The sequence below is a fragment of the Pantoea stewartii subsp. stewartii genome, assembly GCF_008801695.1.
In the GTDB taxonomy this organism is placed as follows: Bacteria; Pseudomonadota; Gammaproteobacteria; order Enterobacterales; family Enterobacteriaceae; genus Pantoea; species Pantoea stewartii.
Map to the genome: position 1 here is coordinate 1 of NZ_VZPF01000015.1, position 23571 is coordinate 23571.

23 protein-coding genes and 2 pseudogenes are annotated in these 23571 nt (G+C 57.5%); 2 read left to right on the forward strand and 23 right to left on the reverse strand.

The window, feature by feature from the left end:
* The 3 genes and pseudogenes from F7Q90_RS05835 to F7Q90_RS05840 all read right to left on the reverse strand — a co-directional run.
* Positions 1-174 (reverse strand): annotated as a pseudogene (locus F7Q90_RS05835) (IS630 family transposase); the annotation flags it as partial.
* A 95-nt stretch (positions 175-269) separates the two neighbouring features.
* Positions 270-446: a hypothetical protein gene (locus F7Q90_RS26595; RefSeq protein ID WP_006119616.1), complete on the reverse strand. Its 177-nt coding sequence runs from the start codon at positions 444-446 to the stop codon at positions 270-272.
* Between the two features lie 397 nt (positions 447-843).
* Positions 844-2142: an NCS2 family permease gene (locus F7Q90_RS05840; RefSeq protein WP_006119617.1), complete on the reverse strand. Its 1299-nt coding sequence runs from the start codon at positions 2140-2142 to the stop codon at positions 844-846.
* A gap of 437 nt (positions 2143-2579) precedes the next feature.
* On the opposite strand from F7Q90_RS05840, the gene F7Q90_RS05845 reads away from it, so the two are divergent.
* Complete coding sequence (locus F7Q90_RS05845; RefSeq protein ID WP_006119619.1) at positions 2580-3323, forward strand: response regulator; 744 nt, start codon at positions 2580-2582, stop codon at positions 3321-3323.
* On the opposite strand, the gene F7Q90_RS05850 is transcribed toward F7Q90_RS05845, so the two are convergent.
* The 6 genes from F7Q90_RS05850 to F7Q90_RS05875 form a co-directional block, all read right to left on the reverse strand.
* Positions 3260-4348: a carbohydrate kinase family protein gene (locus tag F7Q90_RS05850; RefSeq protein WP_006119620.1), complete on the reverse strand. Its 1089-nt coding sequence runs from the start codon at positions 4346-4348 to the stop codon at positions 3260-3262. The genes F7Q90_RS05845 and F7Q90_RS05850 overlap by 64 nt on opposite strands.
* Complete coding sequence (locus tag F7Q90_RS05855; RefSeq protein WP_006119622.1) at positions 4349-5209, reverse strand: ketose 1,6-bisphosphate aldolase; 861 nt, start codon at positions 5207-5209, stop codon at positions 4349-4351. It abuts the gene before it with no gap.
* The gene (locus tag F7Q90_RS05860) at positions 5209-5901 is read right to left on the reverse strand and encodes a D-lyxose/D-mannose isomerase (protein ID WP_006119623.1); all 693 of its coding nucleotides are present in this window, start codon (positions 5899-5901) and stop codon (positions 5209-5211) included. The genes F7Q90_RS05855 and F7Q90_RS05860 overlap by 1 nt, the downstream gene beginning before the upstream one ends.
* Before the next feature lie 47 nt (positions 5902-5948).
* On the reverse strand, positions 5949-6887 hold the full coding sequence (locus F7Q90_RS05865; RefSeq protein ID WP_006119624.1) for an ABC transporter substrate-binding protein: 939 nt from the start codon (positions 6885-6887) through the stop codon (positions 5949-5951).
* 71 nt (positions 6888-6958) lie between these two features.
* Complete coding sequence (locus F7Q90_RS05870; protein WP_006119625.1) at positions 6959-7939, reverse strand: ABC transporter permease subunit; 981 nt, start codon at positions 7937-7939, stop codon at positions 6959-6961.
* Between the two features lie 10 nt (positions 7940-7949).
* Positions 7950-9464, reverse strand: a complete 1515-nt coding sequence (locus F7Q90_RS05875; protein WP_006119626.1) for a sugar ABC transporter ATP-binding protein — start codon at positions 9462-9464, stop codon at positions 7950-7952.
* Positions 9465-9610: 146 nt separating this feature from the next.
* Between F7Q90_RS05875 and F7Q90_RS05880 the strand changes: the two genes are divergently transcribed.
* Complete coding sequence (locus F7Q90_RS05880; RefSeq protein WP_006119627.1) at positions 9611-12211, forward strand: ATP-binding protein; 2601 nt, start codon at positions 9611-9613, stop codon at positions 12209-12211.
* Here F7Q90_RS05880 and phnE (F7Q90_RS05885) read toward each other — a convergent pair.
* The 14 genes and pseudogenes from phnE (F7Q90_RS05885) to phnF form a co-directional block, all read right to left on the reverse strand.
* Positions 12165-13049 (reverse strand): phosphonate ABC transporter, permease protein PhnE, encoded by an 885-nt coding sequence (gene phnE, locus F7Q90_RS05885; RefSeq protein WP_006119628.1) that lies wholly within the window; start codon positions 13047-13049, stop codon positions 12165-12167. The genes F7Q90_RS05880 and phnE (F7Q90_RS05885) overlap by 47 nt on opposite strands.
* Positions 13050-13051: 2 nt before the next feature.
* Complete coding sequence (phnE, locus tag F7Q90_RS05890; RefSeq protein WP_006119629.1) at positions 13052-13906, reverse strand: phosphonate ABC transporter, permease protein PhnE; 855 nt, start codon at positions 13904-13906, stop codon at positions 13052-13054.
* A 119-nt stretch (positions 13907-14025) separates the two neighbouring features.
* Positions 14026-14955, reverse strand: coding sequence for a phosphonate ABC transporter substrate-binding protein (phnD, locus tag F7Q90_RS05895; RefSeq protein ID WP_006119630.1), 930 nt, complete (start codon positions 14953-14955; stop codon positions 14026-14028).
* 25 nt (positions 14956-14980) lie between these two features.
* Positions 14981-15811, reverse strand: coding sequence for a phosphonate ABC transporter ATP-binding protein (gene phnC / locus F7Q90_RS05900; protein WP_006119631.1), 831 nt, complete (start codon positions 15809-15811; stop codon positions 14981-14983).
* A 200-nt stretch (positions 15812-16011) separates the two neighbouring features.
* A complete protein-coding gene (phnP, locus tag F7Q90_RS05905; RefSeq protein WP_006119632.1) occupies positions 16012-16782 on the reverse strand; it encodes a phosphonate metabolism protein PhnP in 771 nt (256 codons plus the stop codon).
* Positions 16779-17315: a ribose 1,5-bisphosphokinase gene (gene phnN, locus F7Q90_RS05910; protein WP_006119633.1), complete on the reverse strand. Its 537-nt coding sequence runs from the start codon at positions 17313-17315 to the stop codon at positions 16779-16781. Before phnN ends, phnP begins: the two co-directional genes overlap by 4 nt.
* A pseudogene (phnM, locus tag F7Q90_RS05915) lies at positions 17315-18451 on the reverse strand (alpha-D-ribose 1-methylphosphonate 5-triphosphate diphosphatase). Before phnM ends, phnN begins: the two are co-directional and overlap by 1 nt.
* Entirely contained in the window at positions 18448-19167 is a 720-nt protein-coding gene (gene phnL, locus F7Q90_RS05920) for a phosphonate C-P lyase system protein PhnL (protein WP_006119635.1), read from the reverse strand. The pseudogene phnM and the gene phnL overlap by 4 nt, the downstream one beginning before the upstream one ends.
* On the reverse strand, positions 19167-19928 hold the full coding sequence (gene phnK, locus F7Q90_RS05925; protein WP_006119636.1) for a phosphonate C-P lyase system protein PhnK: 762 nt from the start codon (positions 19926-19928) through the stop codon (positions 19167-19169). The genes phnL and phnK overlap by 1 nt, the downstream gene beginning before the upstream one ends.
* Positions 19918-20766, reverse strand: a complete 849-nt coding sequence (locus tag F7Q90_RS05930) for an alpha-D-ribose 1-methylphosphonate 5-phosphate C-P-lyase PhnJ (protein ID WP_006119637.1) — start codon at positions 20764-20766, stop codon at positions 19918-19920. Before F7Q90_RS05930 ends, phnK begins: the two co-directional genes overlap by 11 nt.
* Positions 20759-21835: a carbon-phosphorus lyase complex subunit PhnI gene (locus tag F7Q90_RS05935; RefSeq protein WP_006119638.1), complete on the reverse strand. Its 1077-nt coding sequence runs from the start codon at positions 21833-21835 to the stop codon at positions 20759-20761. Before F7Q90_RS05935 ends, F7Q90_RS05930 begins: the two co-directional genes overlap by 8 nt.
* On the reverse strand, positions 21826-22410 hold the full coding sequence (phnH, locus tag F7Q90_RS05940; RefSeq protein ID WP_006119639.1) for a phosphonate C-P lyase system protein PhnH: 585 nt from the start codon (positions 22408-22410) through the stop codon (positions 21826-21828). The genes F7Q90_RS05935 and phnH overlap by 10 nt, the downstream gene beginning before the upstream one ends.
* A complete protein-coding gene (phnG, locus tag F7Q90_RS05945) occupies positions 22407-22856 on the reverse strand; it encodes a phosphonate C-P lyase system protein PhnG (RefSeq protein ID WP_006119640.1) in 450 nt (149 codons plus the stop codon). The genes phnH and phnG overlap by 4 nt, the downstream gene beginning before the upstream one ends.
* The gene (gene phnF, locus F7Q90_RS05950) at positions 22853-23569 is read right to left on the reverse strand and encodes a phosphonate metabolism transcriptional regulator PhnF (protein ID WP_006119641.1); all 717 of its coding nucleotides are present in this window, start codon (positions 23567-23569) and stop codon (positions 22853-22855) included. The genes phnG and phnF overlap by 4 nt, the downstream gene beginning before the upstream one ends.
* Positions 23570-23571 lie beyond the last annotated feature (2 nt).

Sequence of the window (23571 nt, forward strand, 5' to 3'; positions counted from 1 at the left end):
ACCAATCGATGAGCGGGCACAGCAGAGTGTTCTGGCAACATGACTGACGGTGTCACCACGATGCAGCATCAGCATGGCGGTGAGCCGCCGGGCGTGGTTTTTGTCCTTTGTTTTATGGATAGTTTTCTGCATCAGGCGTCGTTCGGTTCTGGGTATTGGTGCTATGATCGACATTGCTCAGTCCGGCTGGTGATTTGGGATATTCAGCGATTGATCAGATCGCATAAACCGGACTGAGTTCCCTCTAAGGGATCTACTATTCCGAGCAGTTATTTAGTGAATCGCTGAAGCATTTCAACGTGAAACAGCGTTTGCTCTGAGCGCAGTATTTCAAGATCGGTTTTCGTCGCAAATGCCGTCGCGCGCCCACTGAACAGCGCCAGATCAATTTTCATCTGATGGCTGTCTTGCTCCAGTCGCTCAAAGCGCTTTTCAAAATTTTCCATTGTTTTGCCTCCCGTCCCGCAATGACGGTCGATTACGTTTGGCTTTCCGCGATCCCGTTTTATACAAAGGTTGCCCATTATCGGTCCCTGACAGGCGGATTACATGCATCCGTTAACGTTATTCACGACCTGCTTCGACGTTATTGAAGCAAAGTCCCGCACAATAAACATTACCTGATTGAATAAGAACGCAAAATAAAACCAGCGTGCCGCCTTATTCAGAAGGTGTTGTCGAAGAGTAAGAGGTGAAAGGCGTGAAGAAAAGGCAGTTCATATTCATTTTGGAAGAGAATGCACAACGATTGAAAAAAGCTGAATCAGCATGGTGATGCATCGACGCGAAATATAACGCTAAAACCGTTACAGCATATTAACTATGCTGTAACGGTGAAGTTAATTATGCACTCAACCAGCCGAGCTTAATGACAAACAGCAGGGAAAGAATAATCAGCGCCGCATTAATTTCTTTCGTCCGTCCACTCAGCAGTTTCACCACGGTCCAGGTGATAAAGCCGAAAGCGATACCGTTTGCAATGGAATACGTTAATGGCATGGTCAGGGCCGTCACCGTAACAGGAGCCGCAGTAGTAATGTCTTTCCAGTCGTTCTCGGCCAGGCCTGAGGTCATCAACACAGCCACAAAGAGCAGTGCGGGTGCCGTGGCGTAAACCGGCACGCTGGAAGCCAGGGGTGAAAAGAACAGCGCCAGTAAAAACAGCACCGCCACCACCACAGCCGTTAATCCGGTACGGCCACCGGCGCTGACGCCTGCAGCCGATTCGACATAGCTGGTGGTCGTGGACGTTCCCAGCAGAGAACCAAACAGCGCCGCCGCACTGTCCGCCACAAGCGCGCGCCCCATTTTAGGCACGTTGCCCTCTTCGTCAGCCAGTCCGGCACGTTTGGTCACGCCCAGCAGCGTTCCCGTGTTATCAAACACGTCGACAAACAGGAACGCAAAAATCACGCTAATCAGACCCACGTTAAACGCACCCGCGATATCCAGATGCATAAACGTCGGGGCGATGGACGGCGGGGCAGAAAATACGCCGCCAAACGGCGTCAGGCCAATTCCCATGGAGATAAAGGTAATGATCAGAATGCCAATCAAAACCGCGCCCGTCACACGGCGCGCCTCCAGCACGACGATGATGATAAAACCTAACATCGCCAGCAGTGGTCCAGGCTTGGTCAAATCACCAATTCCTACCAGCGTGGCCGGATTGTCGACGACGATTCCCGCCCCTTCCAGCGCGATAATCGCCAGGAACAGACCAATACCGGCGGCAATCCCCGCACGCAACGGCAACGGAATGCTTTTGATAATCCATTCGCGAATTTTAAAGATTGATAACGCAAAGAAGATAACCGCAGACAGGAATACCGCGCCCAGCGCAATCTGCCAAGTGTAGCCCATGTGCAGCACAACGGTATACGTGAAGAACGCATTCAGGCCCATTCCCGGTGCCAGGGCGATAGGATAGTTGGCAATCAGTCCCATCAACACAGAACCAATTGCCGCCGCCAGACAGGTCGCGACGAAGACCGCACCTTTGTCCATGCCGGTCGCCCCTAAAATACTGGGGTTAACGAACAGGATATAAGCCATTGCCAGAAAGGTCGTGATCCCGGCGATGATTTCGGTGCGAACCGTTGTGTTGTGCGCTTTTAATTTAAATAGTTTTTCTAACATCATTATCTCTCGATGATAGAGACGTCACTCAGGTACGTGCTCTCTTGCCAAAGTTATTATCATGCTGTTTGTGGTAATGCCGACGGCTGGCCCGCGCCGTTGCAGGCCTGCTAAAAACCGGGGTTGCTTTCCTTTGTCATGTGAGCAATTGCTAAGGCTTAAGCAATTGTTGTGCCAGTCCGACACACAATCGATTACCTGGATAAGCGCAAACGAGCCTTAAGAGAATTCTGAACCGAATCAGGGCGCGATTATGGTGCATTGCCCCCTAAATGCGCAAACGTTTTCCTTTCAATGCCGAAAAGGCAAAAAAAGGGTGCTGACGCACGCTTCAACACTTTGTGAGGCGACGCTGGTCACGTTTCAGCCGCATTAACCTGCAGGCAAAAGGGGAATGTGTAAACTCGAAATTAACTCTTTAGTAACATTGAGGTCACACAATGAAGCCAGCAGTTCTGGTGGTGGATGATGATTCTGCGGTCTGCGATCTGTTGCAGGACGCGCTCAGTGAACATGCTTTACGGGTTTATCGCTGTCATCAGGGTAAAGAGGCGCTGGCGATGGTCAGTGCTCACCCGGACATCGCGCTGGTAATGTTGGATATGATGTTGCCTGATACCAATGGATTGCTGGTGCTCCAGCAGTTGCAGCGTCAACGGCCTGATATCCTCGTAATCATGCTGACCGGCATGGGATCGGAATCGGAGATGGTCGTGGGTCTGGAGATGGGCGCGGACGACTATATTGCTAAACCGTTCAATCCCCGCGTGGTCGTGGCCCGCGCACGCGCCGCCCTCAGACGCAGCGGACGTGCCGCAACCAGTGATGACGCGCAGTCAGGCTGGCGCTTCAATGGCTGGGTGCTTGATGAAGCGCGCTGCCAGTTACTCAATCCTCAACGCGAAACGGTTCCCCTGACGCAGGGGGAATATACTTTGTTACGCGCCATGGTACGGCATGCACGTAAGGTCCTGACACGCGATCAGTTATTAGAACTGACCCACAGCGAGACGATGGATGTCTTTGACCGCACGATCGATGTGCAGATCATGCGGTTACGTCGTAAAATTGAAGCCAATCCGCATCAGCCCGGCCTGATCCGCACTATCCGCGGGCTGGGCTATGTTTTTTCTGCCGATGTGGTCAAACCTGAAGGGCTGGGACTTTCCACACAAACCGCCTGAGCCATCCATTCACGCATGTCGCGCAAGGGGCGAATGCCGTCTGTCGCATTGGCGGCACGCAGATTAAAACAGGCGCAGGTATGGGCAAGTTTCAGCGTCGAGACCATATCCTCGCCTTCATGGCTGGCAAACAGCACGCCCGCACAAAACGCATCACCCGCTCCGACGCTGCCCACAATGGCGTCGGGTGCCAGTTGCCAGGCGGGCTGCCAGACACCTTCGCCGTCCGCTTCACGTCCCCATGCGCCCTCGGGCGCATGGATGACAACACGCTGACGCACGCCCTGCTCCGCCAGCCACTGCGCGGCACGGGCAAAAGCGGCGGGCGGCTGAATGCCGCGGCCATCACGTAACAGCACGCCTGACAACGCCTGCGCTTCCAGTTCATTAATCACCAGATAATCCAGCCAGCGTAAGGCGGGCAGCACCTGAGGGCGGTAATCGCCCGCGCGGGAAGCCAGATCCAGGGACGTGAAATAGCCCGCGCGGGAAGCCAGATCCAGGGACGTGAAATAGCCCCGCTGCTGCATGTGTGCCAGCAACCGGGCGCTGCGGGTCCCAAATTCACTGTCCACGCCGTCCAGCGTTTCCAGCAGCAGCAAATACCCCAGATGAAAGATGCGCTGTGTGTCATCGACGGCGGCGAAGTGCGGTCTGTCCAGTAAGCTGTTGGCGCCGGGTGAAAAGAAAAAAGTCCGTTGTCCGTCCGGGGCCGTCATCACCTGGGTCATCGCTGTAGGCTTGTCGTCGGTGCGCTGCACTAACCGGTAGTCAATCTGCGCCGCTTTCATCATAGCCAGCAGAAAATCGCCATCGGCGTCATTGCCGAGCAGGCCAATCGCCGCCAGCGGCAGTGTGCACTGCATGCGTGACAGCGTGAGCAGGACATTGAGCGGCGCGCCACCTGCGGCCTTTTCGCTGTGCTGTATTTCGGTCAGCCAGCCCTGTTCCGGCCAGTGGCTGATGCGATGCACATAATCCACCAGCATGACACCTGCGGCCAGAATGCCGCTTCGCGTTGCCATTTACGCCTGGCCTGCGCTGCCGAAAATGTTCATCTGCTGCATAACGGTTTCACAAATCGCCTTTTCTACCGCCATTAGTAACTCTGCGAACTCATCATAACGGGTATTGCGCGAGGCCAGACTGCGTTCCACCGCGTCAAGGGCCGCCTGAGACATGCCGGTGTAAAAGTTAATTTTGTGGATACCGAGTGAGATTGCCCGACGGAAATCCGCGTCGCTGATGCCCGACCCGCCGTGCAGCACCAGCGGTACACCGGTTTGCTGACGAATCGCCGCCAGCCGGTCAAAATCCAGTTTGGGTTCCCCTTTGTATTTGCCGTGCGCATTACCAATGGCGACCGCCAGCGTATCAATGCCGGTTTCGCGTACAAATTCAGCGGCCAGTCGCGGATCGGTAAATTTCTCGCTGTCCGCTTCCCCAAACAGTACGCCGCCTTCATCACCCCCGACTGCGCCCAGCTCTGCCTCAACGGAAACGCCGACGGCATGTGCGGCGCGAACCACTTCCCGCGTCTGGCGAATGTTCTCTTCATAGCTCAGGGTCGAACCGTCAAACATCACCGAGGTGAACCCGAGACGAATCGCCTGCATCACCGCCTCAAAGTGCAAGCCATGATCCAGATTCAGCACCACCGGAACAGTATGCTTCGCGGCTTCAAAACGGATCGCCTCAGTAATCTGATCAAGCGTGACGTACTTAAAATGCACTTCGGCAATGTTGATAATAAACGGCGAGCGCTGTCGCTCTGCCGCATCAAACAGCGCACGCAGGAAATGGCTGTCCAGGACATTAAACGCGCCCAGCGCATAACCCTGTTGCTGGGCATGCGCCAGCCCCTGTGCCAGAGAAATTAAAGCCATCATTCACTCCTCAAGGTGAGCCAGCGGGAATAGTCGTTACAAAGCAGCCTCTGGGGTTCCTCATCCTCGTCAAGGTCGTTGAAACGCGCCAGCGGCGTCAGGAAGACGTTGTCGTTGTCATCATCGTTTGGCATGGAGACTTCCCCCACCAGCACGTCACCAAAGCCGTTTTCGCCCCAGAAGCTGTGCCAGACGCCCGCGACGAGCGTGACACTTTCACCAAGGGAAAGCCTGATCTGCGAACCCGCCGCATGGGTTTGCCGGATGCCGTCCAGGGAAACCGTCACCGGCGTGGCGGCTTTGTCATGGCCTTCACGGTTATACAGCTCGACAATCAGGTTGCCGCCGCCGCGATTAATAATGTCTTCCATCTTGCGCGGATGGTAATGCATCGGCGTTACCTGCCCTTCACGCACGTGCATCACTTTTTCTGCATAAGGTTTGTGCCAGGGCGTTCCGTGCGGCGAGCCGTTGCGGAGTGTGAATAACGTCAGGCCGGTTTGCAGAAAATCGTCGCCACCAAAACTGGTCAGATCCCAGCCCAGGCGTAAGGCAACGATTTCAGTGATGTCCTCCTGTTGCTGACGCCACTGCCGGATACCGTAATCGGCCCAGGACGGCAGAGGGACGTCCTGACGGGTGAAAAAGTCTCGCGTATATTGCAAATGTCTGTTCACGTCGGCGCGTTTCATCTTCCGCTCTCCCGTTAAGGCGGCACCCTGCGATGCCGCCTGCTGGTTTATTTCACGGTCCAGCCTTTGTAGCTGCCGACATTATTACGGTCGATCAGCTTCACCGGGATCAGCACGGGTTTATCCGGTGCGGGTTTTCCCTGCAGGATGTCGTAACCGATTTCGACGGCTTTCGCGGCCATCACCTGAGGATCCTGAGCGGGCGTGGCGGCAAAGAGCGAGTTCTTACGCTTCAGCGCTTCTTCGCCGTCCGGTGAACCGTCCACTCCGACAATAAAGAACTCGTTACGCTGTGCCTGTTTCGCCGCTAAATCCGCGCCAATTGCGGTTGGATCGTTAATCGCGAACACGGCATCGATTTTCGGGTTGGCCGACAGCAGGCCGGTCATCACTTCCAGGCCGCCTTCACGGCTGCCTTTGGCGTTCTGATTAGAAGAAAGTAGTTTGATGTCAGGATGGCGTTTCAGCGCCGTCATACAGCCTTCCACGCGGTTTTGCACCGCCGAGACCGGCGGTCCGTTGATAATGACGACGTTGCCTTTGTCTTTCAGACGGTCAGCGATATATTTACAGGCCATTTCACCGGCCTGAGTGTTATCCGAGGTGATCGTCGCGTTGGCACCGTCGGCGGCGACGTCGACAGCCACCACCACAATCCCGGCATCCCGTGCGCGTTTCACTGCGGGCGCGATCCCTTTTGTGTCCGCGGCATTCAGGATAATCATGTCGACTTTAGCGGCGATGAAGTTATCTATCTGCCCTACCTGCTGTCCGAGATCGTAGCCACTCGACACCAGCGTCACCTTGACGTTATCGCCAGCCAGTTGGCGCGCCTTCATCTCTGCGCCCTTGGTGATTTGCACGAAGAACGGGTTAGCCAGATCGCCCACCGTCACGCCAATCGATTTCAGTTCTTTTGCCTGAGCCATACCGGCGCTGAGCAGCGTTGCCGCCAGCAACCCGGTTACAATGGGATTAAAACGCATAGATCTTCTCCTGCTGTTATTTATCGGCCAACTGCTGAATGGCGCGTTGTGTACTCTCTGCATAGGGGACATCAGCCCACATGATGACGCGTGCGATATTTGTCGATCAGAACGGCAATGATGATCACGGCCCCTTTAATCACCAGTTGCCAGAAATAAGAAACGCCCATCAATGTCATGCCGTTGTTCAGCGTGGCAATAATCAGTGCGCCAATCAGCGTGCCGGTAATGGTGCCAATTCCCCCCACAAAACTGGTGCCACCCAGAATGACCGCCGCAATGGCATCCAGCTCGTAACCCATGCCCAGATTGCCGTTGGCGCTGTAGAGACGTGAAGCGCTCATCAGCCCGCCCAGGCCGGACAGCAAGCCGCTCATCCCGTAAACGAACAGCAGTACCAGCCCGACTTTGATCCCGGTCAGACGGGCTGCCTGGATATTGCTGCCTACGGCGTAGATGTGAACGCCCAGCGTAGTGCGGCGCAGGATGAACCAGCAAAGCGCAATCACCGCGAACGCAATAACAATCAGCCACGGTACCGGCCCCAGATAGCCATTGCCTATCCACTCGAAATTGATATCGGCGTTGATGACCGTGGTGCCGTTCGCCAGCAGATAGGCGGCTCCGCGCAGTGCGGTATAGGTGCCCAGCGTCACGATAAACGGCGGAAGCCCGGCCCAGGCCACCAGAATGCCGTTAAACAGGCCCATCGCCAGCCCGGCTCCCAGCGCCATCGGAATCGTGAGCGAGGCCAGCATCGGATCCAGCGAAGTGAGCAACGCCACCACCGCCGTCGTGCCCAGCATTGAGCCGACAGATAAATCGATACCGCCGGTAAGAATGACAAACGTCATGCCTGCGGCCAGTACAATGTTGATGGACGCCTGGCGCGTAATATTCAGTAAATTGGCTTCGGTAAAGAAATTGGGTGTGACAACGCCGAAGACCGCCACGATTAAAATCAAAATGGGTAAAATGCCGACGGTCTGCATGATGTCGCCCATCAGGGCTCGTCTGACCGTAGGTGGATGAATCCGTGCCGTTTGTGTCATGGTTTTATCCTCATACTTCAAGCGGTGATGCGCTATACGCACCGGTTGCCAGCGTCATGATGTTTTCCTGACTGATCTCGTTACCTGCCAGTTCCCCTGCGATAGTGCCTTCATGCATCACATAGACCCGGTCACTCATGCCGACCACTTCCGGTAATTCAATGGAGATCATCAGAATGGCCACGCCCTGCCGCGCCATATCCTGCATCATGCGGTAAATCTCGCTTTTGGCCCCGACGTCCACGCCGCGCGTCGGCTCATCCAGGATGAGAATGCGCGGACCAATGGCAATCCAGCGGGAAATCAGCAGCTTCTGTTGGTTGCCACCGGACAGGCCTCCTGCCCGCACCAGCGCGTGGGGAACCCGGATATTGAGCACGGCAATCGCCTCGCTGGCGATCTTTCTGGCTTGACGGCGGTTCAGCATGCCGTACTGCGCATCCCGTTCCAGCGTGGCCATCACGATGTTTTCCTGTGCAGCCATTTCGAGGAATAATCCCTGCTCTTTGCGGTTCTCGGTCAGAAAGCCAATGCCGTGCGCAATCGCTTCTCTTGGGGAGTGAATCTCTACCTTCTGGCCGTCCACCCAGATTTCACCCTGCTGAAGCCGGTGCACGCCAAAAATCAGCTGGGCCAGTTCGCTGCGTCCCGCACCAACCAGGCCGGCCAGGCCGACAATTTCGCCTGCCCGTACGTTAAGGCTACAGGGCTGTACCTTGCCGCCATCGGACAGGTTGTGCAGAGCCAGACGCACCTCGCCGCGAGGAATGGTGCGGTCTTTATTGAACAGATCTCTGAGTGGGCGTCCCACCATCATGCGCACCAGCTCGCTGGCGTTAAGGTTGTCGCGCGTCAGACTGCCGACGTACTGCCCGTCGCGCAGTACGCTGACGCGATCCGACAGCTCATACACTTCCGCCATGCGATGACTGATGTAGATAATCGCCATTCCCTGGCTGCGCAGCCGTTTGATCAGGGCAAAGAGTTGTTCAGTTTCGCGGCTGGATAAGGCGGCGGTGGGCTCATCCATCACCAGAATACGGCTGTTGCGATGCAGGGCGCGCGCAATCTCCACCTGTTGCTGCTCGGCAATGCTCAGCCTGCTGACTTTGTCCGTTGCGCTGAACTGCGCGCCTAAGTGGTTAATAACCTGCTGCGCTTCACGGGCCATCTGGTGACGCCTGACCATGCCAGCACGGGTGATTTCGCTTCCCAGAAAGATGTTTTCTGCCACGGTGAGATTTGGAGCAAGGTTGATTTCCTGATAGATCAGCGTAATCCCGGCCGCTAATGCCGCTTTCGGTCTTTTAAGCGGATACGGCTCGCCGTTGATCAACACCTCGCCGCTGGTGGCGGTATGGGCCCCTGCCAGAATCTTCATCAGGGTGCTTTTGCCCGCGCCATTCTCCCCCATCAGCGCATGCAGCTCGCCAGGATAAACGGTCAGGTCAACGCCTTTCAGTGCGTAGAAGTGGCCAAAACGCCGGGTGATCTGACGCATTTCAAGTATCGGCTTAGCTGTCATCGCCCCGCTCCTGCTGATTATGGATAGCCGCGAGTTAAGCAGGAGAAGATAAATGGATAATGTCAGCGGCCATTCATATTTGTCATATTCCGCTTCGCACTCACTTTTATACTCGCCCTATCGTCGCATGGCCGGAGAGCGTATTGATGCAACGCAGTTTGCCGTGGCAGGTCGGGGCGCGCGGTCGCCTGTTGCTGTCGCATTTATTAGTTGTGTGCGTCACCCTGATGGTGAGCGTGGTGGCCATTACCAGCTTTCGCCATGCCGGAAGCCTTCAGGAACAGGCTCAGGCACAGACGCTGGCCGATATGAACGGCAGCCTGGCGCTGGCGCGCAATACCGCGAATGTCGCAATCACCGCCGTGCGGTTATCTCAGGTCGTGGGCGCGCTGGAATATCAGAGCGAATCGCGACGACTGCAGCAGAATCAGCAGGCCCTGCAACATTCACTCGCCCTGCTGGCCAGTACGCCGCTGGCTGCACGCGAGCCTGAACGCGTGGCCCGACTGCGTGCACGCAGTCTGATGCTTGAGCAGTCTGTGAGTCTGTTGCTGCGTAAGGGCCATGAACGTCATTTGCAGCGCAATCTTGTGCTCAGCGGGTTATGGCAGTCACAGCTGCTGCTGGAACGCATTAATGACCTGGCACACCGCAACGGAACCGGCGCACCCGATTTCGCGTTGCGCCAGCAGACCGGCAGGCTACTGGATATTGCAATTCGTACGCCCTCCTCGACCGCGGTCATCGATCAGTTGCAGCAGGTGATGACGCAATGGCGCAACGTGGTCGCATCGGGGGCGTTGGGTGACAACGTGCAGCAGTTACTGGAAACCCAACGCAGCCTGATCCCCTTGGCGGCAGCGCTGGAACAGAGCGATCTGTCCATCGCCTATGCCACCTACCGTATCAAGGCGCTTGTAGCCGCGCTGAATGATGACATTACCGCGTACGTTCAGCGGGTGGCCCGGCAAAGTGATCAGCGTAACATTGCCACTCACCGACAACGGGATTCGGTCAGTGGCTTTATCCTGCTTTCTGCCCTGTTGGCACTCGCCATCACCGTCTATACCGGGTACTACATCTACCGCAACCTGGGGTCCAGCCTGACCGCCATTGCCGCTGCAATGACCCGGCTGGCCCAGGGGGAACACAATGTCAGCGTGCCGGGCCTTCAGCGCCGGGATGAACTGGGCGAGCTGGCGCGCGCCTTCAACGTGTTTGCCCGTAATACCGCCTCGCTGGCCCATACGTCGCGTCTGCTAAAAGAGAAAAGTACCCAACTTGAATCCACCTTTCTGGCAATGCGTGATGGCTTTGCCCTGTTTGATAACAGCGGCGAATTGGTAGTGTGGAACGATCAGTATCCGCAGCTTCTGGGCATCGCACCGCGGGATTTGCAGCGGGGACTGCACTACCAGCATCTGCTGGCGCAGCTTGATATACACCTGCACGATCTGGCGGAACCACAGGAAGTCAGGCTGGCCGATGGCCGCACCGTAGAACTGCGCTTCAGCCCGGTCCCCCGGCGCGGTAGCGTGAATACGGTGCTGGAACGCACCTCACGGAAGGTGCTGGAAGAAGCGCTGGTACACAGTCAGAAAATGAAAGCGGTAGGTCAGCTGACCGGCGGCATCGCGCATGATTTCAACAATCTGCTGGCCGTCATTATCGGCAGCCTGGCGTTAACCGAGGGGCAACTGCCGCCCGGCCCTCTTGCGAGCCGGATAGAACGCGCCCGCCAGGCGGCGGATCGGGCAGCCCTGCTGACCCAGCGACTGCTGGCCTTTTCGCGTAAGCAAACCCTGAATCCGCATGCGGTGTCAGTCGTGTCGTTAGTGGAAAACCTGCAGGGGCTGCTGCAACATTCGCTGTTGCCCGGTCAACACCTGATTATTGATGCCCAACGGCCCGGCTGGCCTGCCTGGATTGATGCCAGTCAGTTAGAGAATGCGGTCATTAATCTGGTGGTGAATGCCAGAGATGCGATGGCCGGACAAAGCGGCGAGATCCGTCTGCGTATCTGGAACCAGCGCCGCACTGAGCGCGGTGAAAAGCGAGACCGGGTCACCATTGAGGTCATCGATCACGGTTGCGGCATGTCAGAAGAGGTGCGTGCGCAGGTGTTTGAACCCTTCTTTACCACCAAAACAACCGGTACCGGTAGCGGCTTGGGCCTGTCGATGGTCTACGGTTTTGTTCGTCAGTCGGGCGGACAGGTAGAGCTGGAAACCGCGCCGGGCCAGGGCACCACCGTACGGCTGTTGCTGCCCCGCGCGCCCGATGTCCCGGCGGTCCGATCCGTCGCCTTGCACCCGGCGCAGCCGGATGCCGCGCAGGACCGGTTAGTTCTGGTGCTGGATGATGAACCGGCTGTGCGGCAAACCTTGTGTGAACATCTGCACCAACTGTGTTACCTGACGCTGGAGTGTGACACGGGCGAAGCGGCGCTGGCGCTGCAGCACCAGACGCCGGATATCGATTTGCTGATCAGCGATTTGATGTTGCCGGGTGAGATTAACGGTGCGGAGGTGATCCGTCAGGCACAGCAAAAGTGGCCGCAGTTGGCTACATTGCTCATCAGCGGCCAGGATCTGCGTCACCAGCCCGTCACGTTGCCGTTGTGTGAACGACTGGCGAAACCCTGGCAGGCAGCGCAGCTGGTGCAGGCGCTTCAGCGCGCCTGGCAGCGCAGCGCACGGCTTAATCGTGCCCGCCAGGCTGCCACAACGGCACCGGCTTCCCGATGATATAGCGTTTACGCAGGCGGCTGGAGATGGCATCCATCACCATGACCACGACAACCAGGATAATCGTCAGGAACATCACCACATCCCAGTTCCACAGGCGCATGTTCTCCGCGTACACCAGGCCGACACCGCCCGCGCCGACAAAGCCAAGCACCGCCGCAGAGCGGGTATTGGACTCGATCTGATACAGGCTCAGTGCCAGAAACTGTGGGAAGGACTGGGTGAAAATACCAAACCGGTGCTTCTGCAGACTGTTGGCGCCCAGCGCGCCCAGGCCGCGACTGGGTGAACGCTCAACCGCTTCGTGGCCTTCGGAATAGAGCTTACCTAACAGACCAATATCCTGCAGGATAATCGCCAGCACCCCGGCCAGCGGCCCCATGCCGACCGCGCGAACAAAAATCAGGCCCCAGATCGCCATATCAATGCCGCGCAGCATATCGAACAGGCGACGCACAACAAACGCAATGGGACGGGCAATCTTGTCATGCATCACATTACGCGCCGCCAGAAACGAGAGCGGCAGCGCCAGCAGCGTGGCGGTCAGCGTGCCGGCAAACACAATCGCCAGCGTAATGCCGACCTGAGAGAAATAGTAGCCAAACGGCCAGTTCACGAAGTCCTGCCAGACAAACATGCGCAGAAAATAGCGGCCCAGTTGCTGGCATCCTGTGAGCAGGCGGTTCCATTCGATGCCAAACACCATAAAGAAAAAGACATAATAGAGCACCAGCGCCAGGGCCAGCATGGCAAGGCGACGCAGATAGCGGTTTTGTGCAGCAAACAGCGCGGGATGCTGCTGTTTCATCGCGCTGATATCGGGCGCAAGCGTAACCATGGTTATTCCTCCACAACGCGACGGCGCAGGCGGCCAGAAACGGTGTCCAGTAGCGAGACCACAATCAAAATCAGTAGCAGCGTCATGCTGACCTGATCAAAGCGATCCAGTTTAATATTGGTCATTAACTCCTGACCAATGCCGCCCGCCCCCACCAGCCCCAGGATGGTCGACGAACGGAAATTAACTTCCAGGCGCATAAAGCTGTATGACAGAAAAACCGGCTTCACCTGCGGCCAGAAGGCATAGCGCATCCGTTGCAGTTTGCTGGCACCGCAGGCCGCCAGCCCGCGCACCGGTTTATCCGAGGCGGACTCGATGGCTTCATAAAACAGTTTGGTCAGGCTGCCAATGGTGTGCAGCGCCAGCGCCAGAAAGCCGGGAATCGCTCCGATGCCAAATGCCATCACAAACATTACCGCCCAGGCCAGTTCCGGCATGGTGCGTAGAAAGGCGACAAAAGCGCGAATCGCCATGCGCAGACTGGCTGGCGTTTGTGTGTTATCGGCCGCAAAGAAGGCCAGCACGCCCACTATCACCACCGCAATCAGCGTGGAGGCCAGCGCCAGCTGCAATGTTTCCCATATCAACGGCAGCTGGATATTCAGACGATAGCCCCAGTAAGCCAGCGATCCTTCTGTCTTGCCATCCGCAAATAACACCGGCAGATGCAATACGGGCATGATTTCGTGCAGGTAATCAAAAAAGTGCGGTAAGGATTGCCAGATGGTCACGAGATTGAACTCGGCCATATTCGCCGCTGCCAGGTAAAGCCCCACCAGCACCAGTGACCAGACGAGCGAGTCACGCTTCTGTTGGCGGCGGATGCGTTGATAATAGCGTTCGAAGTCGGTCACGGCGGTGTTCTCAGATTGATGTGTGGCAAAGTCAGCAGAGAAAGGGAAATCTGTCTGTGATAACGGGCCGCCCGCACCCCGGCGGGCGGCTCACTGGCTCAACGCCAACGGCTGTACCGTTAGCCGCGCGCGCCTTTCATCAGCTCGCGCTTCATGTCGATGATGTTCTGGAAGTCAGCCACAGAGGTTTTGCCAATGTGCTGCTGGCCGCCTACGGCTTTGGTGAAACAGGCGTGGTCGTCTTTATCCAGTTTTTTGATGGCAGCAATCACTTTCGCTTTGAAATCGGCGGGCAGTTTATTGCTCACGAGGATAGGCCCGTTAGGAATTAACGGTGACTGCCAGATGATGCGGATCTGTTTCATCAGGTCAGGATGATCCATACGGATCAGGCGGCCAAACGCACCGGAAGTGTAGCCCTTATTGTAATCCCCCACCATGGAGGTCCAGGTGACGGCGCCGTCGAACTGATTATTCAGTACGCCCAGGATGTCCTGCTCATGACCACCGGAGAAGGTTACGCTGGAAAAGAAATTGTTGTATTTGTTGTCGATGTTGCCGCCAAACAGCTTTTTAAAGGCCTGATTGGGTACCAGGAAGCCTGACGTGGAATCCGGATCGGCCATCCCAAACGATTTGCCTTTCAGATCTTCCAGCTTTTTGTAAGGACTGTCAGCTTTCACAATCACGACAGAGTGATAACCGCGAGACTGATCTTTGTCATCCACGACAATGCCGACTAAATCGACGGCTTTCGGGTCCTGAATATACACCGAGGCGTAAGACGACGGCGACATGCTCAGCACCAGATCCACTTTGCCACCCAGCAGGCCCTGAATTACGCCGGAATAGTCGGACGAGTTGCGGATTTTGGTATCCACGTGCAGTTCTTTATCAAAGAAGGATTTCACACACTGGTTATCACCAATCTGCTGGGTGGCGTTCTGACCGCCCAAAATGCCCAGATTCAGTTCTTTAGGTGCATCCGCTGCATTAACGCCAAAGGTAAGCAGTGCCGTAGTCAATAACGCGAAAGCTTTGATTTTCATTAGCCTTGTTCTCTTGCTGTGATAGTTAGTGGATCTGGTTGAATTCATCGCCGTACAGCTGATGCAGCAGGCCGTCGGTCAGGTCAGAAGGATGGCCGTCAAAGAGCACCACACCGCGTTGAATCCCGATGACGCGGGTGCAGTAACTTTTCACCAGCTCGATCGAGTGCAGGTTAACCATCACGCTGATGCCCTGTTCACTCACCTGGCGCAGAACGTCCATAATGCGGGTGGTATTTTTGGGATCGAGAGAGGCAACCGGTTCGTCGGCCAGCAGAATTTTGGGGTTTTGCATCAGCGCCCGACAGATCGCCACGCGCTGCATTTGTCCACCTGAAAGGTTTTCGGCACGCTGTAACGCCTGCGGTAGCATGTTCATCCACTCCAGCAGTTGAATCGCGCGGGCGCGGTCGGCGTCAGAGAAGACTTTGAAAAACGATTTCAGCGTCGACGTCTGGCTGAGACGACCCAGCAGCACGTTGGTCAGCACGTCAAGACGCGGCACCAGGCAGAAATCCTGAAAAATCATGCCGCACTGCGCACGCCATTCGCGCATCTGGCGGCTACTGAGGTTGACCACATTGCGATCGGCTTCGCCGTGATGCAGGCTGATGATTGCGCCCTGCGAGGCCGAAATGGTGCCGTTCAGCATATGCAGCAATGTCGATTTGCCTGCGCCAGAGCGACCAATCACCGCCACTAATTCACCCGCATGCAAATCGAAACTGACATTATCGAGGACTTTGTTGCTACCGTAGGCTTTGCTCAATCCCTGAACAGATAACACTTTTTGCCCGCCGGAGTGGGTCAACGACGTGACGTTATCGACCACCGTTTTCAGCAGTGCCTGTGCCATGATGTTCTCCGTTGTTCCAGTTAACGTTCTGTGCACCCGACGCTGAATCCGGGGCTTCATTACCCTGTCTGGCCCGTACCTGTTGGCTCAGTGCCTTTGCTGGCAGCAGGGACAGCAGGCCCTGCTCACGCAGCAGGAACCTGACGAGAGACCGCTATATTAAGAACACCGGGGATGAAAGCTGTATTACGGTTATGTGATTAAACGATGACAGGCAAAACGGCGTCCAGAGACAGCGACAGGCCGTCATGCGCCGCCTGCACCGAGGTCGGTAGCGGATGCTCGGCCAGCCAGTTGTCCATATCGTGACTCAGATGAATCAGCCAGGCCTGGTGGGGTTTCAGTGCCTCGATGATGGTCAGGGCCGCGGTCACATCGTTATGGTTACGCCCGCCCTGACCGGGGGGATCGTTGCAGTCCACCACCAGGTGGTCCAGCGTTTGTCCACGAAGGAAATCCGCGGTATCCGGCGGCAGACCGCAGGTATCACACAGCCAGGCCAGCCGGGCACCGTGCCAGTCAAACAGATAGCCATGCGTAAGCCGTGAATGCTGGAGTGGTAAGGGCGTCACCCGCAGGTCGCCAAATGACTGGGCCACGAAGGGGGTTAACGCGGGCCGGAAATCCAGTAAGCCGGGATGTTTAAACAAGTCGTCACAGCCCTTTTCATCCGGCGGCCCCCAGACGGGAATCGGTTTCCCTTTGCCCCAGCGCAGGGTAAATAAGCCCTGCACATGATCCATATGATAGTGCGTCAGCAGAATCCGGTTGATATCCTCAGGCTGAAACCGTTCTGCCAGCAAGGGTAAGCCCGCATCCAGTAAAATACGTTCACGTCCGGCTTCGATTAACGCGCTTGTAGGCGCGCGGCGATAACGGGCAAACTGACGGGCGCGCAAACAGGCGCCACAGTCACAACCGAACACGGGTGCCCCGGTTACGCCGCCCGTACCGAGCAGGGTCAGTTTCATGAGGCGCCCTCCAGCAGCTGACGTAACTGTTGTACGGTCTCTTCGAGTGCGCCATCGTTATTCAGCCGCAGGCACCCTTCTGGCTGATGCCGGTCAGCCCGTGCCAGCCGTTGGGCGATCGCCGCTTCGCTCTCACGGCCACGCTGGCGTAACCGTGCGGCCAGTACCGCAGACGACACCTCAAGGCATAGCGGTAACAGTCGCGTGCCGTAACGTGCCCGGACGTGTTCCAGATGCTGGCGCGATCCGTTGACCAGCACGTTTTGCCCGCACGCCAGCCAGTGGTCGATTTCACTGCCCACGCCATAATAAAAACCGTGCGCCTGCCAGCTGACGGCAAATAACCCCAGCGCATCGCGCCGGATAAATTCCGCTTCCGTCAGGGCGATATGGTTTTCGCCCCCTACATCATGGGGGCGCGTAATATAGCGATGAGCAATCAGCAAGCCCTCAGGCGGTGCCTCGCGCAGCCGGTCCAGCAGGCTGTCTTTGCCTGAACCGGACGGGCCGATAAGCCAGATGAGCCGGGCCATCAGTACACCTGCCGACCTTTACACCAGACATGGCGAATATGGGGATGGCCATGTTGGGTATGCGCCAGGACCAGGTCGGCGCGGCAGCCTTCGCTGATCACGCCACGATCTTCCAGCCCCAGCGCACGTGCCGGATTGCACGTCACCAGCGCAATGGCCTGAGGCAAAGAGAGCGTATTGCGCTCATCGGCGGCCAGACGGAACGCCGCATCCAGCAGGCTGGCGGGATAGTAGTCCGACGACAGGATATCCAGCATGCCGTGAGCGGCCAGCTCCCAGGCGGCCACGTTGCCGGAATGCGAACCGCCGCGAACAATGTTGGGCGCGCCCATTAACACCTGCATGTTGCGGTAGCGTGAAGCTTTTGCCGCCTCCAGCGTGGTGGGAAACTCGGCAATCGCACTGCCCACGGCGTGCGACTCTTCGACATGGTCAACAGTCGCATCGTCATGACTGGCGATCGCGATGCCGTGATCGCGACACAGCGCGGCAATAGCCAGACGATTGGGCTGTGACCAGGCCTCGGCCAGTTCCAGTTGCTCGCGCTCAAACGCATCCATCTGCTCGTCATTCAGCTGGTATTTTCCCTGGTAGTATTCCCGGTACTTTTCCAGCGACGCATACTGACGCTGGCCGGGTGAGTGATCCATCAGCGACACCAGCGACAGCTCGGGTGAGGACAGCAAGGCTTCAAACAGCGGCAGCGTTGTATGATGCGGCAGCTCACAGCGCAGATGCAGTAAATGCTCCGCGCGATTAAGCCCCTTTTGGTTGCTGTCACGAATCGCGCCAATCATTTTACTGAGATTTTACAGTCGGTGGCCGCCATCACGCACATCCCCCACGCCGATAGCATCCAGCACGGTGGTGATGCCGCTGGCCACCATCAGCGCATCGTGGCTGCTCATCGCCGAGTGCGCCGGCCAGTCGACTTTAGGCCGTGGGGTGAAAAATTTGTCCAGGTTATCGGTATGCAACTCCACCAGGCCCGGCAGCAGATATGCGCCTTCGCCATCCAGCGCACTGGCCAGCTGGCTGTTCGTTTCGCTAAAGTTGGTAATACGGTCTTCGCGAAACTCCAGCGAACCGGCAACAACCTCATTTTCCAGCACCAGCTTTACGTTATTAATGATCATGCTTCTGCCCCTGTTTTGAAGGGCTGCATGACGTGCAGGCGATCGGCCACACGTTCCCGCACCGCTTCATCATGAAAGATCCCCACGATTGCCGCGCCGCGTTCACGCGCCTGCTCAATCAGGCCCACGACCGCGGCACTGTTGACACTGTCGAGTGACGCTGTGGGTTCGTCCAGTAGCAACACCGGATAGTCCGCGATAAAGCCACGGGCGATATTGACGCGCTGCTGCTCGCCTCCCGAAAAGGTTGAGGGGGCCAGAGACCAGAGGCGCTGCGGGACGTTAAGTCGCGTCAGCAGCTCTTTCGCACGGGCTTCACAGAAGCCGCGTTCCACGCCGCGCTCCAGCAACGGCTGCATCACGATCTCCAGCGTCGGCACGCGCGGGATGACGCGCAGAAACTGACTGACCCAGCCGATAGTATCGCGACGAATGGCAATAATCTGACGGGCCGGTGCCTGCGCCATATCCACCCACTCGCCCTGATGCTGTACCCAGATGTGGCCGCTGTTGGCCTGATAGTTACCGTACAGGGCACGCAGCAAGGTGGATTTCCCGCTGCCGGAATGCCCGTGCAGTACCACGCATTCGCCCTGACTGACGTCCAGGCAGGCATTCTGTAATACCGGCAGCGCCGCCCCGTTTTGATTGTGCAACACAAAGGTTTTGCACAAATTTTCTACGCGCAGTTGCGTTTTCATAGTCGCCGTCGCCATTAGTTGAGTACCGATGAAACCAGCAGTTGCGTGTAAGGATGATGCGGGTCATCCAGCACGCGGTCAGTTAAGCCACTTTCCACCACCCGGCCCTGCTTCATCACCAGCAGGCGATGCGCCAGCAGGCGCGCCACGCCCAGATCGTGCGTCACAATTACCACCGCCAGATTGAGTTCCCGCACCAGCGTACGCAGCAGATCCAGTAACCGTGCCTGCACCGAGACGTCCAGGCCGCCGGTCGGTTCATCCATAAACACCAGCTTCGGCTGGGTGACCAGATTGCGGGCGATCTGCAGACGCTGCTGCATGCCGCCGGAAAAGGTTGTCGGCAGATCATCGATGCGGTTAGCTGCGATTTCCACCGCCTGCAGCCAGTGGCTGGCTTGCGCGCGGATCTCGCCGTAATGGCGGTGACCGACGGCCATCAGGCGCTCGCCGATATTGCCGCCCGCCGTAACCTGAGGGCGCAAACCTTCCAGCGGATGCTGGTGGACCACGCCCCACGCCGTGCGCAGTAAGCGGCGACGGTCGCTTTCGCTCATTTGATACAGATCGCGTTGCAGATAGTGAATCGCGCCTGCCTGCGGTGCCAGCCGCGCTGACAGGCTACGCAACAGGGTGGTTTTGCCCGATCCGGATTCCCCGACGATACCCAGAACCTCGCCCGGATAGAGATCAAAACTGACGTCTTCAAAGCCTTTTCCTGGCGCATACAGATGCGTAAGGTTGTTCACCGCGAGCAGCGGTTGTTCACTGTGCATGGTGTTGTTCCTGCTGCTGGTGGCAAAAATCGGTATCGGAGCACACAAACATGCGCGTGCCCTGGTCGTCCATCACCACCTCATCCAGATAGCTGTGGCGCGAACCACAGAGCGCACAGGGTTCGTCCCACTGCTGCACGGTGAAGGGATGATCGTCAAAATCGAGGCTTTCAACTTTGGTATAGGGCGGCAAGGCATAGATGCGTTTTTCACGACCGGCACCAAACAGCTGGAGCGCGGGCATCATGTGCATCTTGGGGTTATCGAATTTGGGGATCGGCGACGGATCCATCACATAGCGATCGTTGACCTTTACCGGATAGGCATAGGTGGTGGCGATGTGACCAAAACGGGCGATATCTTCGTACAGTTTGACCTGCATGATGCCGTACTCTTCCAGCGCATGCATGGTGCGGGTTTCCGTTTCGCGAGGCTCAATAAAGCGCAGCGGCTCGGGAATCGGCACCTGGAAAATCAGGATCTGATCTTCTTGCAGCGGCGTTTCCGGAATACGGTGGCGCGTCTGGATCAGCGTGGCGTCCACTGTGCGCTCGGTCGTCGCCGCACCGCTGACGCGCTGAAAGAAACGGCGGATCGAGACCGCATTGGTGGTATCGTCCGCGCCCTGGTCGATAACTTTCAGAACGTCTTTGTCGCCAATCACGCTGGCGGTAATTTGAATGCCGCCGGTGCCCCAGCCATAAGGCATCGGCATTTCACGTCCGGCAAACGGCACCTGATAGCCGGGAATCGCCACGGCTTTCAGGATGGCGCGTCGGATCGTACGTTTGGTTTGTTCGTCAAGATAGCCGTTGTTATAGCCGCTGAGTTCAGCCATTTTGCTGCTCCTGATAGTCCTGGCGCAGACGTTTCAGCAGTTCCAGTTCCGCCTGGAAATCGACGTAGTGCGGCAGTTTTAAGTGGGACACAAAACCTGCGGCTTCGACGTTATCCGCATGGGACAGCACAAACTCCTCGTCCTGCGCCGGGCTGGTAATGCGTTCATGGTGTTCACGCGTCTGTAGCGCCCGATCCACCAGCGCCATGGACATGGCTTTACGTTCAGCCCGGCCAAAGACCAGGCCATAACCCCGCGTAAAGTGCGGGGCGCTTTCGCCGTCGTGCGTAAAACCGTTGACCATTTCGCATTCGGTCAGCAGCATTTCCCCGATCTCCAGTTCAAAACCCAGCTCTTCGGGGCAAATGCTGACGCTGACGTATCCGGTACGGATTTCACCGGCAAAGGGGTGCGTGCGGCCATAGCCACGCTGAGTGGAATAGCCCAGCGACAGCAGAAACCCTTCGTCGCCGCGCACCAGTTGCTGAAGACGTGCCGCGCGCGAGGCGGGAAAGCCCATCGGCTCACGGGTGATATCCGTGGGTTCGCTGCCATCGTCGTGTTCTGCCTCCGCAAAGCCTTCCTCGCTCATCATGCTGAACATATGCGGACAGTGTTCCGGCAGCGCCTGCTCACTGCGCGGCGGCGGCGGTGTTTCGCCATTTGCTATCAACGTAAAGTCCAGCAGACGGTGACTGTAATCGTAGGTCGGGCCCAACACCTGACCGCCGGGTAAATCCTTATACACCGCCGAGATGCGTCGCTCGATTCGCATGCTACCGGTAGCTAACGGCGTGCTTTGCGCCAGCCGCGGCAGGGTTGTGCGATAGGCACGCAGCAGGAAAATGGCCTCCACCAGATCGCCGCTGGCCTGCTTAATCGCCAGCGCCGCCAGCGCGGGATCGTAAATGCCACCTTCCGTCATCACCCGATCTACCGCCAGACCGAGCTGCTGCGCGACCTGGTCGCAGGATAATTCAGGCACCGCGCGATCGCCGCGCCGCACATCCGCCTGCAGGTGATGGGCGTTAGCAATGGCTTTTTCGCCCCCTTTCACGGCTACGTACATGAGCACACCTCAACGTGGGTTGTCCGTGGCACCGCCATCATCGCTTCGCCACAGGTAAAGATGAGATCCACACCCTGAGGAAACGGATGCGGGCGGGCACGCAGGTAGTCGATCACGCTTTCCGGCAGTTGTGGCGCAATGGCGCGTGCTTCGCGCAGCCCCGGCCCTGTCAACCGTAATGCCAGGCCAACGTTCAGCGCAGGCACCTCAATAATCAGCGTGGTGCTTTTCTCAGGTGCCAGGTTATCACCCGCGGAAAAGTCGGCCGGATTAGGCTGAGCGGTCGCGTGACTTAACGCAAATGCCGCATCACTGCTGTCGGTAATCGGTGCGCCGGTATGAAAACGCAGGTTATCGCGTAGCGTCTGATTATCGACCTGTGGGTCCAGCCATAAGGGGCTTTCCTGATCGACCAGGGTCAGCAGCACGGCAGTAGCGGCGGGAGAAAGTGCGCCCCAGCCCTGTTGCAGCGGCAGCGATACCATAACGCCAGGTTCGCTCATGGCTTTCAGAATGCGGCGAAAAGCATGCTGCGCATCCGCAACCGGGTGATGAAAACTTGCCAGTAAAGTCATTCATTGTCTCCGCGTACCAGCGTAAAGAAGTCCACTTTGCTACTGGCGATTTCACGTGCACGCAGCTGACGCTGCTCGTCGCGTAAGGCCGCCAGTGGGGTAATAATCTTTTCCTGTAACAGCTCGGCGGTGCCCGTCTGCTGCAACAGCGCATCCATCAGGGCACAGCGTTCGGCGTGGGCTTTATCCCGGCCCAGCAGGTAGCTGTAGCCCAGGGTGCCATCGTTTAGCCGGACGACCGCGCGCGTGACGGTGGCATCGCCCATCACAAAACGTTTGCCCGTCGCGCCCATGCGGGCCTGCAACCGTGTCAGGCCAATTTCAGCCGGTCGGATCAGCGTAAATGCCGGCGTAAGGTTGAGCGGCTGCCAGAGGGCGTCAAGCTCGGCGGCGCTACTGTGGGCCAACACCGAAAGCCAGTGCTGGCGTGCCGTTTGCTGTTTCATTCGTGCTCCAGAGTGAGTTCAATCATGTCGCCACGCGTCAGGCTGACGGAGTACTCCGCCATCGCACCATCGGTGGTTTTATTCAGGGTGCGCACGCACAACAAGGGGGAATGCAGTGCGATCTCCAGCTGCTTGCACTCTTTGGCCTGAGCCCGACGGGTGCTGATGCGCGTTTGCGTGCGCACCAGTTGCTTGCCGGTGTGCTGCCGCAGGAAGTCGTGGAGCGAGCCGCTGGTAAAGCGTTGTAGCTGCGGCCACCAACTGAGGTCGGGCAGGAAGTGATTAATCAGGCACACCGGCAGGCCATTGACCCGGCGCAGCGTGCGCAGATGAATGACGTTGTCGCCTTCGTTCACGCCTAATGCGGCCGCGACGTCTGTACTGGCAGGACGCAATACGGCCAGCAGGCGCTCACTGGTGGGATCGCTGCCCTGTTCCAGTAAGTTCTGGCTGAAACGGGCCTGCGCATGGAGCGGATAATCATACGGGCGCATTAACACCAAAATGCCGACGCCGTGGCGACGCTGCAGCAACCCTTTATTCACCAGTTCATCAACCGCCCGACGTAAGGTGTGGCGGTTAACGGCATAGTGATCGGCCAGCTGTTGCTCCGAAGGAAGGTAGTCACCACTACGATAACGCTCCTGAACAGCCTGCTCCAGTTGCGCCGCAACGGCCTGATACACAGTGGTCGGATGTCTGGATAACTCCATCA

Excerpts from the sequence above, each read along its gene's own strand:
- F7Q90_RS05845 (WP_006119619.1), top strand. The coding sequence starts at position 2,580 with ATGAAGCCAGCAGTTCTGGTGGTGGATGATGATTCTGCGGTCTGCGAT.
- F7Q90_RS05860 (WP_006119623.1), bottom strand. The coding sequence starts at position 5,901 with ATGAAACGCGCCGACGTGAACAGACATTTGCAATATACGCGAGACTTT.
- phnD (WP_006119630.1), bottom strand. The coding sequence starts at position 14,955 with ATGAAAATCAAAGCTTTCGCGTTATTGACTACGGCACTGCTTACCTTT.
- F7Q90_RS05880 (WP_006119627.1), top strand. The coding sequence starts at position 9,611 with ATGCAACGCAGTTTGCCGTGGCAGGTCGGGGCGCGCGGTCGCCTGTTG.
- F7Q90_RS05840 (WP_006119617.1), bottom strand. The coding sequence starts at position 2,142 with ATGATGTTAGAAAAACTATTTAAATTAAAAGCGCACAACACAACGGTT.
- F7Q90_RS05930 (WP_006119637.1), bottom strand. The coding sequence starts at position 20,766 with ATGGCTGAACTCAGCGGCTATAACAACGGCTATCTTGACGAACAAACC.
- phnL (WP_006119635.1), bottom strand. The coding sequence starts at position 19,167 with ATGGCGACGGCGACTATGAAAACGCAACTGCGCGTAGAAAATTTGTGC.
- phnE (WP_006119628.1), bottom strand. The coding sequence starts at position 13,049 with ATGGTTACGCTTGCGCCCGATATCAGCGCGATGAAACAGCAGCATCCC.
- F7Q90_RS05855 (WP_006119622.1), bottom strand. The coding sequence starts at position 5,209 with ATGGCTTTAATTTCTCTGGCACAGGGGCTGGCGCATGCCCAGCAACAG.
- phnN (WP_006119633.1), bottom strand. The coding sequence starts at position 17,315 with ATGGCCCGGCTCATCTGGCTTATCGGCCCGTCCGGTTCAGGCAAAGAC.
- F7Q90_RS05870 (WP_006119625.1), bottom strand. The coding sequence starts at position 7,939 with ATGACACAAACGGCACGGATTCATCCACCTACGGTCAGACGAGCCCTG.
- F7Q90_RS05865 (WP_006119624.1), bottom strand. The coding sequence starts at position 6,887 with ATGCGTTTTAATCCCATTGTAACCGGGTTGCTGGCGGCAACGCTGCTC.
- phnF (WP_006119641.1), bottom strand. The coding sequence starts at position 23,569 with ATGGAGTTATCCAGACATCCGACCACTGTGTATCAGGCCGTTGCGGCG.
- F7Q90_RS26595 (WP_006119616.1), bottom strand. The coding sequence starts at position 446 with ATGGAAAATTTTGAAAAGCGCTTTGAGCGACTGGAGCAAGACAGCCAT.
- phnP (WP_006119632.1), bottom strand. The coding sequence starts at position 16,782 with ATGAAACTGACCCTGCTCGGTACGGGCGGCGTAACCGGGGCACCCGTG.
- phnC (WP_006119631.1), bottom strand. The coding sequence starts at position 15,811 with ATGGCACAGGCACTGCTGAAAACGGTGGTCGATAACGTCACGTCGTTG.
- phnG (WP_006119640.1), bottom strand. The coding sequence starts at position 22,856 with ATGAAACAGCAAACGGCACGCCAGCACTGGCTTTCGGTGTTGGCCCAC.
- F7Q90_RS05935 (WP_006119638.1), bottom strand. The coding sequence starts at position 21,835 with ATGTACGTAGCCGTGAAAGGGGGCGAAAAAGCCATTGCTAACGCCCAT.
- F7Q90_RS05875 (WP_006119626.1), bottom strand. The coding sequence starts at position 9,464 with ATGACAGCTAAGCCGATACTTGAAATGCGTCAGATCACCCGGCGTTTT.
- F7Q90_RS05850 (WP_006119620.1), bottom strand. The coding sequence starts at position 4,348 with ATGGCAACGCGAAGCGGCATTCTGGCCGCAGGTGTCATGCTGGTGGAT.
- phnH (WP_006119639.1), bottom strand. The coding sequence starts at position 22,410 with ATGACTTTACTGGCAAGTTTTCATCACCCGGTTGCGGATGCGCAGCAT.
- phnK (WP_006119636.1), bottom strand. The coding sequence starts at position 19,928 with ATGCACAGTGAACAACCGCTGCTCGCGGTGAACAACCTTACGCATCTG.